Source organism: Rhodanobacter sp. C05 (genome assembly GCF_002001165.1).
Lineage (GTDB): Bacteria > Pseudomonadota > Gammaproteobacteria > Xanthomonadales > Rhodanobacteraceae > Rhodanobacter.
This window is the reverse complement of sequence record NZ_MUNQ01000006.1, coordinates 135568-151571: the sequence shown is the minus strand read 5'-3', so window position 1 is coordinate 151571 and position 16004 is coordinate 135568. Positions and strand designations below refer to the sequence as shown.

Annotated in this window: 12 protein-coding genes; 9 read left to right on the top strand and 3 right to left on the bottom strand. The window is 62.6% G+C overall.

Annotated features, from left to right (window positions below; all coding sequences use genetic code 11):
- Positions 1 to 222: 222 nt before the first annotated feature.
- Positions 223 to 2493, bottom strand: a complete 2271-nt coding sequence (locus B0E51_RS03335; protein WP_254424390.1) for a winged helix-turn-helix domain-containing protein — start codon at positions 2491 to 2493, stop codon at positions 223 to 225.
- A gap of 436 nt (positions 2494 to 2929) precedes the next feature.
- On the opposite strand from B0E51_RS03335, the gene B0E51_RS03330 reads away from it, so the two are divergent.
- Together B0E51_RS03330 and B0E51_RS03325 are read left to right on the top strand one after the other, a co-directional pair.
- Positions 2930 to 3232, top strand: coding sequence for a hypothetical protein (locus B0E51_RS03330; protein ID WP_077443427.1), 303 nt, complete (start codon positions 2930 to 2932; stop codon positions 3230 to 3232).
- 192 nt (positions 3233 to 3424) lie between these two features.
- On the top strand, positions 3425 to 4909 hold the full coding sequence (locus tag B0E51_RS03325; RefSeq protein WP_077443426.1) for a PLP-dependent aminotransferase family protein: 1485 nt from the start codon (positions 3425 to 3427) through the stop codon (positions 4907 to 4909).
- 106 nt (positions 4910 to 5015) lie between these two features.
- On the opposite strand, the gene B0E51_RS03320 is transcribed toward B0E51_RS03325, so the two are convergent.
- Together B0E51_RS03320 and B0E51_RS03315 are read right to left on the bottom strand one after the other, a co-directional pair.
- Positions 5016 to 7040, bottom strand: coding sequence for a trehalase family glycosidase (locus B0E51_RS03320; protein WP_077443425.1), 2025 nt, complete (start codon positions 7038 to 7040; stop codon positions 5016 to 5018).
- 108 nt (positions 7041 to 7148) lie between these two features.
- On the bottom strand, positions 7149 to 9236 hold the full coding sequence (locus B0E51_RS03315) for a TonB-dependent receptor (RefSeq protein ID WP_254424389.1): 2088 nt from the start codon (positions 9234 to 9236) through the stop codon (positions 7149 to 7151).
- On the opposite strand from B0E51_RS03315, the gene B0E51_RS03310 reads away from it, so the two are divergent.
- From B0E51_RS03310 to B0E51_RS03280, 7 genes are all read left to right on the top strand, one after another.
- Positions 9144 to 9971 (top strand): beta-galactosidase trimerization domain-containing protein, encoded by an 828-nt coding sequence (locus tag B0E51_RS03310; RefSeq protein WP_256364100.1) that lies wholly within the window; start codon positions 9144 to 9146, stop codon positions 9969 to 9971. The two genes, B0E51_RS03315 and B0E51_RS03310, sit on opposite strands and share 93 nt — an antisense overlap.
- A 46-nt stretch (positions 9972 to 10017) precedes the next feature.
- Positions 10018 to 10962, top strand: coding sequence for a 2-dehydro-3-deoxygalactonokinase (locus tag B0E51_RS03305; RefSeq protein WP_077443423.1), 945 nt, complete (start codon positions 10018 to 10020; stop codon positions 10960 to 10962).
- On the top strand, positions 10956 to 11600 hold the full coding sequence (locus B0E51_RS03300) for a 2-dehydro-3-deoxy-6-phosphogalactonate aldolase (RefSeq protein WP_077443422.1): 645 nt from the start codon (positions 10956 to 10958) through the stop codon (positions 11598 to 11600). The genes B0E51_RS03305 and B0E51_RS03300 overlap by 7 nt, the downstream gene beginning before the upstream one ends.
- Positions 11597 to 12745 (top strand): galactonate dehydratase, encoded by a 1149-nt coding sequence (gene dgoD / locus B0E51_RS03295; protein WP_077443421.1) that lies wholly within the window; start codon positions 11597 to 11599, stop codon positions 12743 to 12745. The genes B0E51_RS03300 and dgoD overlap by 4 nt, the downstream gene beginning before the upstream one ends.
- A 31-nt stretch (positions 12746 to 12776) precedes the next feature.
- Positions 12777 to 13541, top strand: coding sequence for an SDR family oxidoreductase (locus B0E51_RS03290; RefSeq protein WP_143525775.1), 765 nt, complete (start codon positions 12777 to 12779; stop codon positions 13539 to 13541).
- Positions 13538 to 14440 (top strand): SMP-30/gluconolactonase/LRE family protein, encoded by a 903-nt coding sequence (locus B0E51_RS03285; protein WP_077443419.1) that lies wholly within the window; start codon positions 13538 to 13540, stop codon positions 14438 to 14440. The genes B0E51_RS03290 and B0E51_RS03285 overlap by 4 nt, the downstream gene beginning before the upstream one ends.
- A gap of 69 nt (positions 14441 to 14509) precedes the next feature.
- Positions 14510 to 15955, top strand: coding sequence for a sugar porter family MFS transporter (locus B0E51_RS03280; RefSeq protein WP_077443418.1), 1446 nt, complete (start codon positions 14510 to 14512; stop codon positions 15953 to 15955).
- The last annotated feature ends 49 nt before the right edge of the window (positions 15956 to 16004 follow it).

Genomic DNA, 16004 nt, shown 5'->3' with positions numbered 1-16004 from the left:
TAAGGTGCGAACTGTGCATCGACGTAGACCCATGCTCAAGTATTGGCTTTCAAAGGAAACACGGATGGCAGCACGATGGACGAAGAGATCAAGCCTTGGACGGCACGACGCATATCGGTGCTGGTGCCTGACATATTTCAGGGCCGGCCGACGGTGGATCTGACGGGGCTCGATACCCAACAGCACGCACTGGTCTGCGTTATCGAGCAGTGCGCCGGCAGACTAGTCAATGTTCGACGACTTCAGCAGCGCCTTGAAACGTGGATCGTCGCGCAGCTGATCCCAGGCCGGGTCGAGCCGGAGCAAGGCGCTCGACAGGGGGGCGCCATTTGGTATGGACAGCACGCGCCCGATCAGGGCGATGGCCTGGTCGGGTTGGCCGACCCTCACATACAGCTGTGCTTGCGACGCGAGCATATCCGGTCCGGTGAGGGCATCCTTGCTGACCGGCATCAAGGCGACCGCACGCTCGCCTTCAGCGACGGCCTCGGGTTTTCGGCCGAGGCCGGCATACGCAAATCCCAAAGCCAGATGCAGATCCGCGTCGTCCGGTCGATCGACGAGGGCTGCGCGCATACGCGCCGCAACCTCGGCATACGCCGCCGTCGCCTTGGCCGTGTCTCCCGCCGCCTGCATGGCCCACGCCAGATACAAGCGTCGGGGCAGCACAATATTGTTAGGGTCGACCCAGTCATCGGCCTTGTCCGCCTCGACTATCTTGATGGCCCCGGCATAATCGCGCGCCAACCAGCGCTCGAAATACATGCTCATGATATTGCTGGCGTAGGCCTCGCTGCCCGGCGCGAGCGCAGCCAGCGCGGCGCGCATCGGTGCCGGATCACCCTTCCACATCAGCTGATTGAAGGCCTGTGCCACGCGATTGCCGGCGGGGTCCCGACTCACCGCGATGGCGCCGACATAGGCCCGGTCGGCATCTGCGTAGCGGTGCATGCTCTGATAGGTCACGGCGAGTTGGTTGAACGCAAACTCACTATGTGGATCGAGTACGGTGGCCGTGTGAAACAGCGCCACCGCCTCATCCCAGTGACCCTGCCGCCGGGCGATCGAGGCGATAATGAGTTCCACGGTGGCACTGTTGGGCAAGGCACGCCGGGCCAACTCCAGTTGGGTGCTGGCGGCGGCGTAGTCCCGATGCCCCCAGTAGTCATACAGCCCCAGCGCGTAATGTCCCTGGCCCAGATTCGGCTGCAGCGCCAGGGCGCGGTCGGCGGCGGTCTTCGCCGCCGCCAGTCGCGCGGGCGTGCGATCAGGCGCAAAGAAATACATCTGCATGTGGGCGCGTGCCAGCGCGGCCGCGGCCAGCGCGAACTCCGGATCCCTGGCCAGTGCCTGTTGATACAGCGCGATCGCCAAGGGCAATTCGGACTGTGACAGCTCGGGATCATCGAAGGCACGATTGGCATGCACGCCGGCTTGCAGGTACAGATCGTAGGCTGCGGCGTTCCAGGTCGGTATTTTCTCGATACGCGCGGCCTCGGCGGACGTCAGCTGCACCTTCAGCGCCTCCGCCACGTTCTGCGCGACCTCGCCTTCCACATTGAAAACGTTGTCCAGCGTGCGTGTATACGCTTTCGCCCAGAGATGGTTGCCGCTGTTCGCGTCGATCAACTGCACATTGATCAATACCTGATTGCCGGCCTTCTGTACCGTGCCTTCGAGCAGCGTCGCCACACCCAATTGTCGGGCTATGGTTCTCACGTCTTCCGGATGGCTCGGGTACTTCTCGGTCGAGGTACGGGCGATCACCTTGAGTCCGCCGATACCCACCAACTGGGTCAGGATCATGTCTTGCATGCCGCTGGCGAAATACGCGTTGTTCTGGTCAGTACTGAGACTCTCGAACGGCAGCACCGCAATGGACTTGAGATCGACCGTCGGCGCCGTGTCCGCAGGATGACGTGCGAATTGGTGCCACCCGAGCAGCGCGGCCGCCACCACAAGCAGACCGATGATCACGGCCACGAATCGCCTTTCGAGCCGGCGTGTCTTGTCAGGTTGCAAGGGCGTTACCGGACTCACTGCCGTTGCGGCCGGTGGCGCGACGACATCGCTGGTGAGGGCCGGCAAGAACACGGGTTCCGTGGCCGCTGATGCCCTGCCCGCAATCAACTCCTTACGCGACCCGGCGGATCGCACCTGGGCATCGAGGCGGAAGCCGATGCCATGCACGGTATGCAGATAAGGGCTTTCTTCGCCGCTTTCGCCGAGCGCATGACGCAACACCGCGATGATGCGACTGAGTACGGCAGGCGTGACATGAGTATGCCCCCACACCACGTCGAGAATCTCGTCACGGCTCAACACCCGGCCGGGTTCGCGCGCCAACAGCACGAGTACGGCGAATGCCTTGCGCTCGAGCGCGACCTCCTCGCCATCGACAAACAAGCGATGGCCCAAGGTGTCGATCTCGACCCTACCGAATGCAATCCACGCAGCAGGGGCGGACTCTACAGCCATTTGTTCGACCTCCATTCCCGCTCCTGCTCCCGTTCAGGTTACACCAAGTCTGACGCGAGTCTCGGTATGGCCAAGTATGGTCTTTGTTGTTGACCGAACAGCATTTCAGCGCCATCTGAAACAGATGCGGGTGTTGCCCACCTTTACGCTGATTCTGCAAGCATCGGTAATGTCCGTCATGGGTTAAAAGGCACATTTCAACTTGCCAGCACCTGGATCCATCGGCTCAGGTGCGCCATGAATGCGCCACCGCCCTCTGCGTCGACTGCGCTGCCCGACGCGACAGAGCAAAGACAAAGCACTCTCCCGGCCACTCACGCCAACGAATCGCGCCCGTTTCCGTAGATAACCTAGCAAACACCTCACGATTTTAGCGAGATTTCCTCAGGCAGCGCCCGCAGCGCCCGCCTAGGATCCTGCCTACGGGCATTCCGCCCGTCGGGAGAACATCATGAAACGTCTGATTCTTGGTGCAACCCTCGCTGTCGGTCTGACCTGCATCGGCACTGCAGCCATCGCCCACGAGGATGAGCAGATTGTCGAACTCGACAACGGCTTCGCGGTATTGGCCATTGTCGCCCATTCGCCGGCTGAGCTCGCGCAGGCACAACGCGAAGCCAGCATGATGGAGGCGCGGCGCCAGCTGGGCGTGGGGCCGCTGACCATAGTCCCGCGGGCAATCGACGAATCATCCCGAATCGTTGCCACACCGGCTATCAATGCAGGCACCGTGGCGGTCGTGCTGGGTCGATAAGGTGACAGACGCGACGCCGGGCACATCGACAGAAGTGACGGTGAATTTCGCCGTCGGCCGGCGGCGCGCGCGACTGGCTGGTCGGCTCGCCGCCGCAGAATGCTATTGAGGAATATCGATCGAGAACGCTGCGGATGCATCGTGCCGATCCGGACTGCCGCATGAACGGCACAACCCTTTGTTGAGGTTTCCATGTTCCTCGAATTCGATGGCCAAGGGCCGGCTTACGCACAACTTACCCGTGCCTTGAAAGCTTCCATTCTCAACGGGCGATTGAAAGCCAATACGCGCCTTCCGTCCACCCGCGCACTTGCCCAGGAAGTCGGCATGTCGCGCATCACCGCATTGGCGGCTTATGAACAACTTCGCGCCGAAGGCTTCGTATATGTCCGGGTTGGCGCTGGCAGCTACGTCAGCAACTTGCAAGCCTCTCCACCACTTCGCTTACTGAAAGGGGAGCCCATCGCGGCACCGTCGCGCTACGCAAAGCGTGCGAGAACGCAGAGAGATCCATTGCTTACGCGCCGCCATCACGGGCTGCGTCTGAATATGCAATATGGCGAACCGATGACCCAACCGGCGTTGAGTACCATCTGGGCCCGTGAACTCGCTCACGCTGCGGTCTACACCCCGCTTGAACGGGGAGACCCGCAAGGACTGTTTGCCTTGCGTGAGCAGATTTGTCGCTATCTGGCGCTTCGGCGCGGTGTTGATGCGCATCCGAACCACGTGCTCATCATCAATGGTGCACAACAAGCCTATGCCTTGACCGCGCGTGTCCTGCTGAACGAAGGAGACGCCGCTGTCATGGAGGAACCGCATTACTTCGGCATGTGGCAATCATTCGCTGCGCACGGGGCCAATCTGCTACCCGTGCGCACGGATCGCGAAGGCTTGGTATGCGCCGAGTTGCCGATGCAAGCACCCCGCCTGATCTGTGTTACGCCTTCTCATCAGTTCCCTTCCGGACCGACCATGTCGTTGTCACGACGCCTGGAGCTGTTGCGCTATGCCGAAGCAAGACAAAGCTGGATTCTGGAGGACGACTATGACAGCGAGTTTCGCTTCGACTCCCAACCTCTGGCAGCATTGCGCTCGCTCGACGATGCCGACCGCGTGATCTACGTGGGTACGTTTTCCAAGACGTTGTTCGGCTCGATGCGTCTGGGCTACATGGTGTTGCCAGCAGCACTGCGTCAGGATTTCATCAACGCCAAATATCTGGCTGATATTTGCAATCCCGTGATTGAGCAGGCCGCCCTGGCGCACTTCATGGAGAGCGGAGGCTTTGAGCGACATCTGCGGCAAATGGGGAGAACGCTCAAGGCGCGCCGCGAAGTGCTGATCAATGGGCTGCGACGTTATGCCGGTGAGCGTATCCAGATTGCTGATTCGCATGCCGGCATGCATGTGGTGGTCTGGTTGCGCGATTACGACCACACACAACTGGAGGCTCTGATCGATTACGCGCATGAGCGCGGACTCGGACTGTACCCGATAGCGCCGCACTACCATGCAAGACCCGCCACACCTGGCCTTCTTCTTGGCTACTGCGGACTGTCCAGTCTGGAGCTGCAGGAGGCTGCCCAATTGTTCGGCACATGCCTGGATGCGACAGACGCAAAAATGATCTGTACGTCAATGGAATCGTTGCCCTTGAGGCGACACTCCGGATGATTGCTTGATCCATTCTGTCGAACTGTTGCGAATTGGCTTCGCAAAGACTCCAAATGCAATCACATCAACCGATAATGGCCCCGGTACAGGTACAAAAGGGACGACGTCAGGGGGTGAGATCGAGGCCGTTACGCTCCCTCTTCTGCAACAACAGTAGATAGCTGGCGGCAGCCCAGCTGAAATTGGGTGATTGATAACCCTGACCGGTCAACGGGTCGTAGTTCTCATACATGGGCGCCTGCTTCGTCAGACCCTTGGCGTTGAGTACCAGACGGCGCGCCATCTCGTCGGCCTGCTGGGCATAGCCGTAATTCCTGAGGGCTTCCACACCGAAATAGGCTTGATCGAGCCATACCGGACCGCGCCAATAACCCTTGATCGGCGAAAAGTGCGGGTCGTCGGCGGCCAGTGTGGGGAGTGGCATGAAGGTGGCGAACTTGCTCGGATCAAGCATGACCCGGATCACGGACTTGGCCTGATCGGGGCTTGCCACGCCAGCCCACAGCGGCGTCCAGCCTTCCGAACCATAAACGCGCACGGGATCGCCGCTGCCCAGTTTGGTATCGAAGAAGTAACCGCGCGTCTTGTCGAACATGTGTATCTGAACGACGGTCTTCATCGTCGCGGCCTCTTTCAGCCACTGCGCATGATCCTGGGTTTTGCCGAGGATGGCCGCGACCTGCGCCAGATCAAGTTTTTCCTTGTACAGGTAGGCATTGAGATCGGCCGACGCCTGATCCATCGACCAGGCGTTATTGCCGTTCTTGAGCATGGTGATGGCGTCAAAGCGAACGCCGTTGTCCATGCCGCTTTCCCACTTGGCGGCAACCTTGGTGCCGTCGGTCGAACCATATTCGGCCATGCCGTCGTGGTCGTGATCACGCGTCGTGAACCACCAGCGGTGATAGCGCACCAGCTTGTCGTACATCTCGGCCAGAAAGGCTTTGTCGCCGGTGGCTCGGTAGATTTCCAGCGCTGCCCACACCGCCAGCGGAGGCTTGGTGTCGCGCCAGTTGTTGCCCGCCTTGTCGAGATAGATGCAATCCGGAACCATGCCGTCGGCGGCCTGATAGTCGAACATCGCGCGCATTTGATAGCGCGCGAGCTCCGGCGCGAACTGCGCCAGCGCCGCTGCATGCTTCCACGAATCCCAGGCCCAGAATCCGTTGAAGTCGGGGTTGGAATACGAGGGGATGACACCGTCGTGATGCAGGTCGCCACGCGCCGCTCGCCAGTTGCCCAGCAAGGTCAGCATGGCCTTGACGGAAACCCGTCGTGCGACCTCGTCGGGAAGACCGGCAAGGCGGCTTGATATCACGAACTTCAGATAGTTATCCCAGCGTGCGCGATTTTGCGTCCAGGCCGTAGCGACATCGACGGGCGTTGGCTTGTCGGCATGGACGTCGTAAACCAGGGTTTGCTCGACAAAGATTGTCGCCGTCTGATCCGGCTTCAGATGCAGGGGCTGGTCCAGGGCGATGCGATAGTCGGCTCCCGACAGCGTGACCCGGTAAATGGGAGTGCCGTCAGCATGAAGCCGCGTGGTCAGCTTCGAGTTCGAGTTGGCGAAGGTTTGCGCCACTGTATCGCCGTCCTTGACCAGTCCCGCCTGCTGCTGGGGCATCACGCGCCCGGCAACGGAAAGATCCACGTCTTGCGATGTTGTCGCATTGAGTTCGATCCGCACCAAGGCATGCCAGGAATCGGCAAAGAACAAGGTCTGACGCACGGTCAGGTTTGGGCCGAAAAACTGGCGTACCAGATAGCCCGGCGCCGCGTGGCTATCGATCGGGCTCAGAGTGATGCGCTGCTTGTTGGTGGTATCGCGTAGTGCCAACTGCGCGAAGCGTGCGCCGACCCATTGGCCATCGCCAAGACTGTGCACGAAGGGGCCTGAAAAGCCTGTCGCTAGATCGCCGGCAACCGGCAGGCTGTAGCCATGCCACGACCCAGCGTCGAAAAAGATGTTGAAGCTTCGATCCGTCGGTGTCTGCGGCGCACCATGCAGGTCGAGTACATCGAGATAGCTGGTAGCGGCCTGATGGTTGACTGGCTCAGCCCATGCGCCCACGCCACCAAGACTAACCGCGATAGTCGCAGCGATGATCAGGAGTTTGACGGGTTGGCGCATGACATACGTTCCTTGGTGCAGACCGCTGGTGAGGAGGTCGCGTCGGCTACGGATGCAGCCGACGCGACGCAGGTTCCCGGATGACAACGGTCATCGTTGCCCAGATCTTCAGAACTTGTACTTGACCTGGAAGTTGACTTCACGCCCCTCGATCGAGCGGGCGAGAATCACCCCGCCGCTGCTGGCAAAGCCGAACAGGCGGGCATTGCCCTCGGTGATGCCAATCTGGTTGGTCATATTGGTGCCGCGCAGACTCAGCATCCAGTTCTCGCCGATGTTGGCGTTGGCACCGAAGCTCACGTCGTAATAGCTGCCCATCGGCTGCTGCATCAGCTGATCGCTGAAGCGGTTGCCGATGTGCTCGTAGGTGGCCCAGAACTTCAGGCTGCCCCAGCTGGTTGGCACTTCGTAGGCTGGCGTCACGCGGTACTGGATCTCGGGCTGGCGATCCACCGTCATGCCGGAGATGCTGCTGCATAGGTAACTGCCGTCCTGCGCCTGATACGTCACGCAGCCCGCGTAGCGGTTGTAATGGCCGTGCATGTAGTTGCCGCTGAGCGCAACGGAGAAGCGCTCGAACGGCTTGAGCATCACCTGTGCGTTGACGCCATTGGTCATCGAACCATAGACGAGGCTGACCAGCCCCGTGCTCAGCTGGATGGAATACGGCACGCCGATGAACTGGCGATGGTACGCACCGATATCCGCGTAGATCCACGAGGCCTGATACTTGAAGCCTATCTCGTAGTTGTGGATGTGCTCGGTCGGCGGATTGCCGAGGTTCACGATGTCGTCGAAGCTGGGCAGGAACGCGCCGTTGTTGACGCGGCCGTACATGCTCATATTGTCGGCCAGCGCATAGTTGGCGCCCAGTGTCCACGACGCCGCACCGCGGTTCTGGCCGTAATGGGTCCAGCTGTCGATCAGGTACTCGGCGTTGTTGTTGTAGACGGTGTTCGGGTTCGCGTCGAGATCGCCCGACGCGGTGTTCTGGAAGTTGCCGCCGATATTGTCGTGCTGCCAGCGCACGCCGCCGTCGAACCGCCACTTGCCCACCGTCCACTCGTCGGCGAGGTAGAACGCCGTGGTGGTGGCGTGCCAATCCTCGTTGAACGCCATCCACGACGCCGGACCCGGAGCCCAGAACAGGCCCTGCTTGTCGGTGAGCTGGTAGACGTTGCCGCCGACGGTGTAGTCCACCGCGATCGGGGTCGGGTTGTTCTTCGCCTGCAACAGCATGTTGAGGCCATCGTCTTCGGAGTGGTCCATGCCGTACACCGCGGTGTAGTTGCCGAAGGTCAGCGTGTTGCCGTCGAAGATTTCCTTGCTCAACCGGAACTCGTTGCTGAGCGAGTGGATGCGCTTGTGGATGTACTCAGGATTCTGCACCGTGACGTTCTGGTTCAAGTCCGCCGGCTTGCCGTTGTTGGTGTAGACCGCCGTGGCGGTGCCGCCGGAGGGCAGGCCGAAGCCGGAGACGGAGCTGGTGATGTACTCGCCCAGCGAGGTCGGGTTGGCGCCGGTGCTGAAAAACGCCGTGGTGTCCATGTCGCCGCCGACAAGGATGGCCTTGTCGGAGAGCGACCAGCCATTGTCGAAATCCAGGTCGAGGTTGGCGCCGACCACGTGCATGTCACCGCCCTGGCCGTTGGCCATGTCGATGTTTTGCCCGCCAGGCGTACAGCCGCTGGTGAAGCAGGGCGTGGTCTGCAGGAACTGGTAGCGGTCGGCGTTGCTGCCGAAGGTGCCGGTGAGCGGGCTGAAACCCGGATAGGGCGAGAACTTGCCCGCGGACGGATTGTAGATCGGCGTGTCGGTGACCCATTGGTTCTTGTCCTTCAGGTCGCGCGCGTAGAACATCAGCGAACCATGTTCCAGATCGTGGCTGAGCGTGGCGGTGAGCTGACCGCCCTTGTCCGAGGCGAACTGCGGATCGCGCACACCGTCGGACTTGCGCCAGAAGCCACCCACGCTGCCATACCAGCCGCTATCCTTGCCGCCGATCGGGAAGCCGTAGAAGCCGTCCAGCCGCTCCATGCCTTCCGAGCCGTAGGTCACGCCAATGTCGCCTCCAGGCGTCGAGGAACCTTCCTTCAGAATGAAATTGGCGATCAGACCGGGCTGGCCGTTGCCGTAGAGCACCGAGGTGCCGCCCTGCACGGCTTCGACGCGATCGATGGTGTCGTCGAGGCGCAAACCACGCTGTGGAACAGCTGGTCCTACCGCAACGGCTACACGTTGGCCATAAAGAGTACCGGCGCGCCGATGGATTTCGTTGCGGAAGACGATGACTTCAACCGCTATCCGTTCCTGATCGCACCGGCCTACCAGATGGTCAGCCAGCAGCTGGCGGACAAATGGCGGCGCTATGTGGAACAGGGTGGTCACCTGATCCTGACCAGCCGCACCGGTCAGAAGAATGAGCTCGGCCAGTTCCATGAAGGCCCGTGGTATGCGCCGATCCTCGATCTGATCGGCGACGATGTCGACGGCTTCGACATGCTGCCGTCAAACGCCAGCGCGAAAGTCGCTGCAGGTGGGAAGACGTACGAGTGGCACCGCTGGGCCGACATACTCACGCCGCGCCCTGGTACCCAGGTGCTCGCCACGTATGCCGATCATTACTACGCCGGCAAGGCGGCGGCGACCACCCGCAAGCTGGGCAAGGGCAGCGTCACCATGATTGGCGTGTCGACCGATGATGGCGAACTGGAACGCGAGATTGTGCGCAGCGTCTATCAACGTGCGGACGTGGCGATCGAGGATCTGCCGAAGGGCGTGTTCATCGACTGGCGCGGCGGCTTTGATTTGATGGTGAACTACAACCCGCAACCGTTTGCCCCCGTGCTTCCGGCAAGCGCGAAGATCGTGCACGGCCAGGTGCCACTCGCTCCGGCGCAGACGCTGATCTGGAAGGACCCCACGCCGTGATGCGCATAACATCCATGTCGGTGTGCCATGGGGAAAGCCTGAATCCATGAGCGGTTTGATCGGACTCGACTGGGGTACGTCCAGCCTGCGCGCCTACTGGCTCGATGAGGCTGGCGAAATCCGCGAAACGCGGGCGCGTCCCTGGGGTATTCGCCATCTGCCGGATGGCGGCTTCGATGCTGCGTTGACTGATATCACCGCGGACTGGCCCCGGCTGCCCCGACTGGCCTGCGGCATGGTCGGCAGCCACCAGGGCTGGCTGGAAGTGCCGTATATGGACCTTCCCGCCGACACGGCGCAGCTCGGCAGCGCCGTCCGCAGCCTGCGCGCGAAGGATGGTTTGGACGTCCATATCGTTCCCGGCCTGCGCAACCCGCAAGGACCCGACGTGATGCGCGGCGAGGAAACCCAGTTGTTGGGCGCGCTTACCTTGCACCCGGTGCTGATCTCCGATTCCACCTGGATCCTGCCAGGCACGCACAGCAAGTGGGCCCGCGTGTGCGATGGCGCCGTGGCCGATTTCCGTACCCTGATGACGGGCGAACTGTTTGCGCTGCTACGGCAGCATTCGATCCTATGCACCGGCTCGGGTGATGCCACGGCGGACACCGACGCGTTTGCGCGCGGTGTCATCGCGGCACGCGACAGCGGCACGGCGGGAGCATTCAGCCTGCTGTTCTCCGCCCGCGCCTTGATGCTCGACGGTGCGCTGGCGCCGGACGCGGTGCCCGAATATCTCTCCGGCCTGCTGATCGGTGAGGAGCTGCGTTCCAGCCTTGCCACGAATCGTTTCCGCCACGACGCACCGCTCCAACTGATTGGCGATGCCGCGCTGTGCGCGCGTTACCGACTGGCCGCATCCCATTTCAACCTCGATCTCGCCGACTCCCTGCTGGACGCCGCCGCGCACGGGCTGTGGCAGATTGCCTGCGATATCGGCCTGGTCAGCACCGACTCGTCCGCGGCGCCCAAGGAAACTTCTTCATGCTGAGCTCCTGGCTCAATCCCCTGCCCCTCGTCGCGATCCTGCGCGGTATCCGTCCCGACGAAGCCGTGAGCATCGGCCACGTGCTCGCTGATGTCGGCTTTCGCGTGCTGGAAGTGCCGCTCAACTCGCCGCAGCCGATGGAAAGCATTCGTCGGCTCGCCCAGTCTCTCGGCGACAGCTATCTCATCGGCGCCGGCACCGTGATGACCTCGGAACAAGTAAAAGAAGTCGCCGTCGCCGGTGGCCGGTTGATCGTGATGCCACACGCCGACACCGTCGTGATCCGCGCAGCCAAGGAAGCCGGCATGGTCTGCGTGCCCGGTGTCGCCACGCCCACCGAAGCGTTCGCTGCGCTGGCGGCTGGCGCCGACGGCCTGAAGCTGTTTCCCGCCGACCAGGTGTCGCCTGAAGCACTCAAGGCCTGGCGTGCCGTCCTGCCCAAAGAGCTACCGGTGCTGCCGGTCGGTGGCATCGCGCCCGACAACATGGCGCCATGGGTTGCCGCTGGCGCGCAGGGGTTCGGCATCGGTTCCGCGCTCTATGCGCCCGGCCTCGATGCCGATGAAGTCGCCCATCGCGCCCATGCCTTTGCACAGGCATGGGCGGCTGTCTCTCCAAAATCCAAGGAACACCGTGCATGAAGATCACCAAACTCACTACGTTCCTGGTGCCACCACGCTGGTGTTTCCTGCGCATTGACACCGATGCCGGCATCTGCGGCTGGGGCGAACCGGTGGTGGAAGGTCGCGCACATACCGTGGCCACCGCCGTCGATGAACTTTCCGATTACCTGATTGGCAAGGATCCGCGCCACATCGAGGATCTGTGGAACGTGATGTACCGCGGCAGCTTCTACCGCGGCGGCCCGATCCTGATGAGCGCGATCGCCGGCGTCGACCAGGCGCTATGGGATATCAAGGGCAAGCATCTCGGTGTCCCGGTGCACGAGCTGCTCGGCGGCCCGGTGCGCGAGCGCATTCGCGTGTACTCGTGGATCGGTGGCGACCGCCCGGCGGATACGGCCAAGGCCGCCAAGGCCGCGGTCGAACGCGGCTTCACCGCAGTCAAGATGAATGGCACCGAGGAGATGCACTTCGTCGACAGCCACGCCAAGGTCGAGCGTGTGCTGGAGAACGTGCAGGCCGTGCGCGAGGCGGTTGGCCCGAACATCGGCCTGGCCATCGACTTCCACGGCCGCGTGCACAAGCCGATGGCCAAGGTGCTGATGCGCGAACTGGCGCCGTACAAGCTGATGTTCATCGAGGAGCCGGTGCTGTCCGAGCATCTGGATGCGATTCCGGAACTCGCCAGCATCGCGCCGGCACCGATCGCGCTGGGCGAGCGCCTGTATACGCGTTACGACTTCAAGCGCGTGCTGCAAATGGGTGGCGTCGACATCATCCAGCCCGACCCTTCGCACGCCGGCGGCATCACCGAAACCCGCAAGATCGCCGCGATGGCGGAAGCCTACGATGTGGCGCTGGCGCTGCACTGTCCGCTTGGGCCGATCGCGCTGGCGGCGAATCTGCAGCTCGATGCGGTGTGCCACAACGCCTTCATCCAGGAACAGAGCCTGGGCATCCATTACAACGCCGCCAACGACCTGCTCGACTATGTGGTCGACCGCAATGTATTCGCCTACGCAGATGGCTACGTCACGATTCCCGGTGGCCCCGGCCTCGGCATCGAGGTCAACGAAGCCTACGTCGTCGAGCGTGCCGAAGCCGGTCATCGCTGGCGCAATCCGCTATGGCGCCACGACGATGGCAGTGTCGCCGAATGGTGAGCATGCCTTCCCTCGATTCCGGAGTCTGCTGATGCCTTCGTTCGCCAGCTATCCCAGCCTGATCGGTCGCAGCGTGCTGATCACCGGCGGCGCCAGCGGCATCGGCGCGGCCTTCGTCGAAGGCTTCGCGCGCCAGGGTGCGCGGGTGGCGTTTCTCGATGTGGACGATGCCAGCGCGGCGTCGCTATGTACGTCGCTCGCCGACGTGCCGCATGCACCGCACTATCTGCATTGTGATCTCACCGACCTTGACGCGCTTCATGCTGCGATCGTTGCGGCACGTGCGCAGATCGGACCGATTGCCGTGCTGGTCAACAACGCGGCCAACGACGCACGCCATGCACTGGCCGACATCGACGCGGCCGACTTCGAGCGCAACGTGGCGGTGAACCTGCGTCACCAGATCTTCACCACCCGGGCGGTGATTCCCGACATGCGTCAGCTCGGCGGCGGCTCGATCATCTGCCTGGGCTCCACCGGCTGGATGAAAAAGAATGCAGGCTATCCGCTGTACGCGATGGCCAAGGCCGCCGTACACGGCTTCGTCAACGGCATGGCGCGCGAACTCGGCCAGCAGAAGATTCGTATCAACAGTCTGGTGCCGGGTTGGGTGATCACCGACAAGCAGGTGCGCCTGTGGCTGGACGATGCCGGTCGCGAGGAGATTGCGCGCACGCAATGCATGCCCGGCTTCCTGATGGCCGAGGATCTGGCACGCGCCGCCCTGTTCCTCGCTGCCGACGACAGCCGCATGTGTACCGGACAGGATTTCATCGTGGACGGCGGCTGGGTATGACGGTGCCGACCGTACTGGCGCCGATGGACGTTGCGCTGGACGCCGGCAATACCCTGGGTGAAGGCATCGTCTGGTGCGAACGAGCGCAGGCGCTGTACTGGACCGACATCCAGCACGCCACGCTGTACCGCCTGCACCCTGTCAGCGGTGCGTTGGAACACTGGCCGATGCCCGAGCGACTCGCCTCGTTCGCGCTATGCGAAAACGATGGCTGGCTGCTGCTGGCGCTGACCACGCGATTGGCGTTTTTCCGCCTCGCCGATGGCCAGCTGCAGACACTGCACGAGATCGAACCCGACCTGCCGACACGCTGCAACGACGGCGCCTGCGATCGCCAGGGCCGCTTCGTGTTCGGCACGATGCACGAGCCCGCCGAGGGCAGCAAGCAGGCACTTGGCAGTTTCTGGCGGCTCAATGCCGACCTCGGTCTGGAACAGATCGCACTGCCTAAGGTGGCCATCAGCAACAGCATCGCCTTCAGTCCCGATGGCACCACGATGTACTACTGCGACTCGCCGGCACGCTGCATCCAGCGCTGCGAGTACGGCGACACGCTGGGCACACCGCAATTGTTTGCGGACCTGGGCGATGTTGCCGGTGAACCGGATGGCTCGTGTGTCGACGCCGAGGGTTCGCTGTGGAACGCGCAATGGGGCCTGGCTCGCGTGGTCTGCTATGCCGCTGACGGCTCGCTGCGCCAGATGCTGCCGGTGCCGGCGCGCCAGCCGACCCGCCCCGCCTTCGGCGGTCCCGATCTCGACACGTTGTATGTCACCAGCGCGCGCGATGGACTGTCCGCAGCGCAGCTGGACGCCGACGTCCACGCCGGCGCGCTGTTCCGTTCGCGGCTCGATGTGCGCGGCCTGCCCGAGCCACGTTTCGTCGGCATGCCGGCGTGAGAATCACTCCATGAAAACCGCTGCTCATCCAACCGCCCATCGCCATCCACGGCCTGCAGGATTTCCTTCATGAATACTGTCGCGACATCCCCGCTCCGTCCGTCCCGCACCACGGCCCTGTTCACCTGCATGCTGGCCGCGCTTGCCGGCCTGATGTTCGGCCTGGACATCGGCGTGATTTCCGGCGCCACCCAGTTCATCCAGAAAGAGTTCCAGATCTCCGATCACATGATCGAGTGGATCGTCAGCTCGATGATGCTCGGCGCGGCGATCGGCGCACTGGGCGCGGGCTGGATGTCCGCGACGCTGGGGCGCAAGCGTTCGCTGATCCTCGGCGGCGTGCTGTTCGTGGCCGGTTCGCTGCTCAGCGGCATGGCATGGTCGCCGCAGACACTGGTCGCGGCGCGGCTGATCCTGGGTCTGGCGATCGGTGTGGCCACCTTCACCGCACCGCTGTACCTGGCCGAGGTGGCCGAGGAACATATCCGCGGCGCGATGATCTCTTTGTACCAGCTGATGATCACCATCGGCATCCTGGTGGCGTTCCTGTCCGATACCGCCTTCAGCTACAGCGGCAACTGGCGCTGGATGCTGGGCATCATCGCGATTCCCGGCATCCTGTTCCTGCTCGGCCTGTTCCTGCTGCCGGACAGCCCACGCTGGTTGATGATGCGCGGTCGCAAACAGGAGGCCACCGACGTGCTGCAGAAGTTGCGCGGCGATGCCGGCCATGTCGCGCGTGAAGTAGCCGACATCGAGGAGCAGCTGAAGATGCCGCAACGCGGCTGGCACCTGTTCCTGGAGAATCGCAACTTCCGTCGCTCGGTCGGCCTGGGCGTGCTGCTGCAGGTGATGCAGCAGTTCACCGGCATGAACGTGGTGATGTACTACGCGCCGCGCATCTTCCAGGACATGGGCTACGCCACCTCGGCACAGATGTGGTTCACCGCGGTGGTCGGCCTGACCAACGTGCTGGCCACCTTCATCGCGATCGGCCTGGTCGACCGCTGGGGCCGCAAGCCGATCCTGTACACCGGCTTCAGCGTGATGGCGGTGGGCCTGGGCCTGGTCGGCACGATGATGCATCTGGGCATCGCCACGCACGGCGAGCAGATTTTCACGGTGGCCATGCTGCTGACCTTCATCGTCGGCTTTGCGATGTCCGCCGGCCCGCTGATCTGGGCGCTGTGTTCGGAAGTGCAGCCGCTGAAGGGCCGCGATTTCGGCATCGGTTGCTCGACCTTCACCAACTGGGTCGCCAACATGATCGTCGGCGCCACCTTCCTGACCCTGCTCAACGGCATCGGCAACGCTGCAACGTTCTGGCTGTATGCGGCGCTGAATCTCGTCTTCCTGGTGATCACCTTCGTGCTGATCCCGGAAACGAAGAATGTCTCCCTGGAACAGATCGAACGCAACCTGATGGCCGGCCTGCCGCTGCGCGAGATCGGCAGCAAGCCCTCAGCTGCATCGACCGGCTTCAGCAAGCAGGCAGCGGAAGACGCCGCCGCCTGATTCGGGCGAAGGTGCTGCGATGGTTGGGGTGCGCGGCAGACGATGGAAC

Bases quoted from the DNA above. Each gene is read 5' to 3' on its own strand.
- B0E51_RS03335 (WP_254424390.1), bottom strand. From the start codon at position 2,493: ATGGAGGTCGAACAAATGGCTGTAGAGTCCGCCCCTGCTGCGTGGATT.
- B0E51_RS03330 (WP_077443427.1), top strand. From the start codon at position 2,930: ATGAAACGTCTGATTCTTGGTGCAACCCTCGCTGTCGGTCTGACCTGC.
- B0E51_RS03325 (WP_077443426.1), top strand. From the start codon at position 3,425: ATGTTCCTCGAATTCGATGGCCAAGGGCCGGCTTACGCACAACTTACC.
- B0E51_RS03320 (WP_077443425.1), bottom strand. From the start codon at position 7,040: ATGCGCCAACCCGTCAAACTCCTGATCATCGCTGCGACTATCGCGGTT.
- B0E51_RS03305 (WP_077443423.1), top strand. From the start codon at position 10,018: ATGAGCGGTTTGATCGGACTCGACTGGGGTACGTCCAGCCTGCGCGCC.
- B0E51_RS03300 (WP_077443422.1), top strand. From the start codon at position 10,956: ATGCTGAGCTCCTGGCTCAATCCCCTGCCCCTCGTCGCGATCCTGCGC.
- dgoD (WP_077443421.1), top strand. From the start codon at position 11,597: ATGAAGATCACCAAACTCACTACGTTCCTGGTGCCACCACGCTGGTGT.
- B0E51_RS03290 (WP_143525775.1), top strand. From the start codon at position 12,777: ATGCCTTCGTTCGCCAGCTATCCCAGCCTGATCGGTCGCAGCGTGCTG.
- B0E51_RS03285 (WP_077443419.1), top strand. From the start codon at position 13,538: ATGACGGTGCCGACCGTACTGGCGCCGATGGACGTTGCGCTGGACGCC.
- B0E51_RS03280 (WP_077443418.1), top strand. From the start codon at position 14,510: ATGAATACTGTCGCGACATCCCCGCTCCGTCCGTCCCGCACCACGGCC.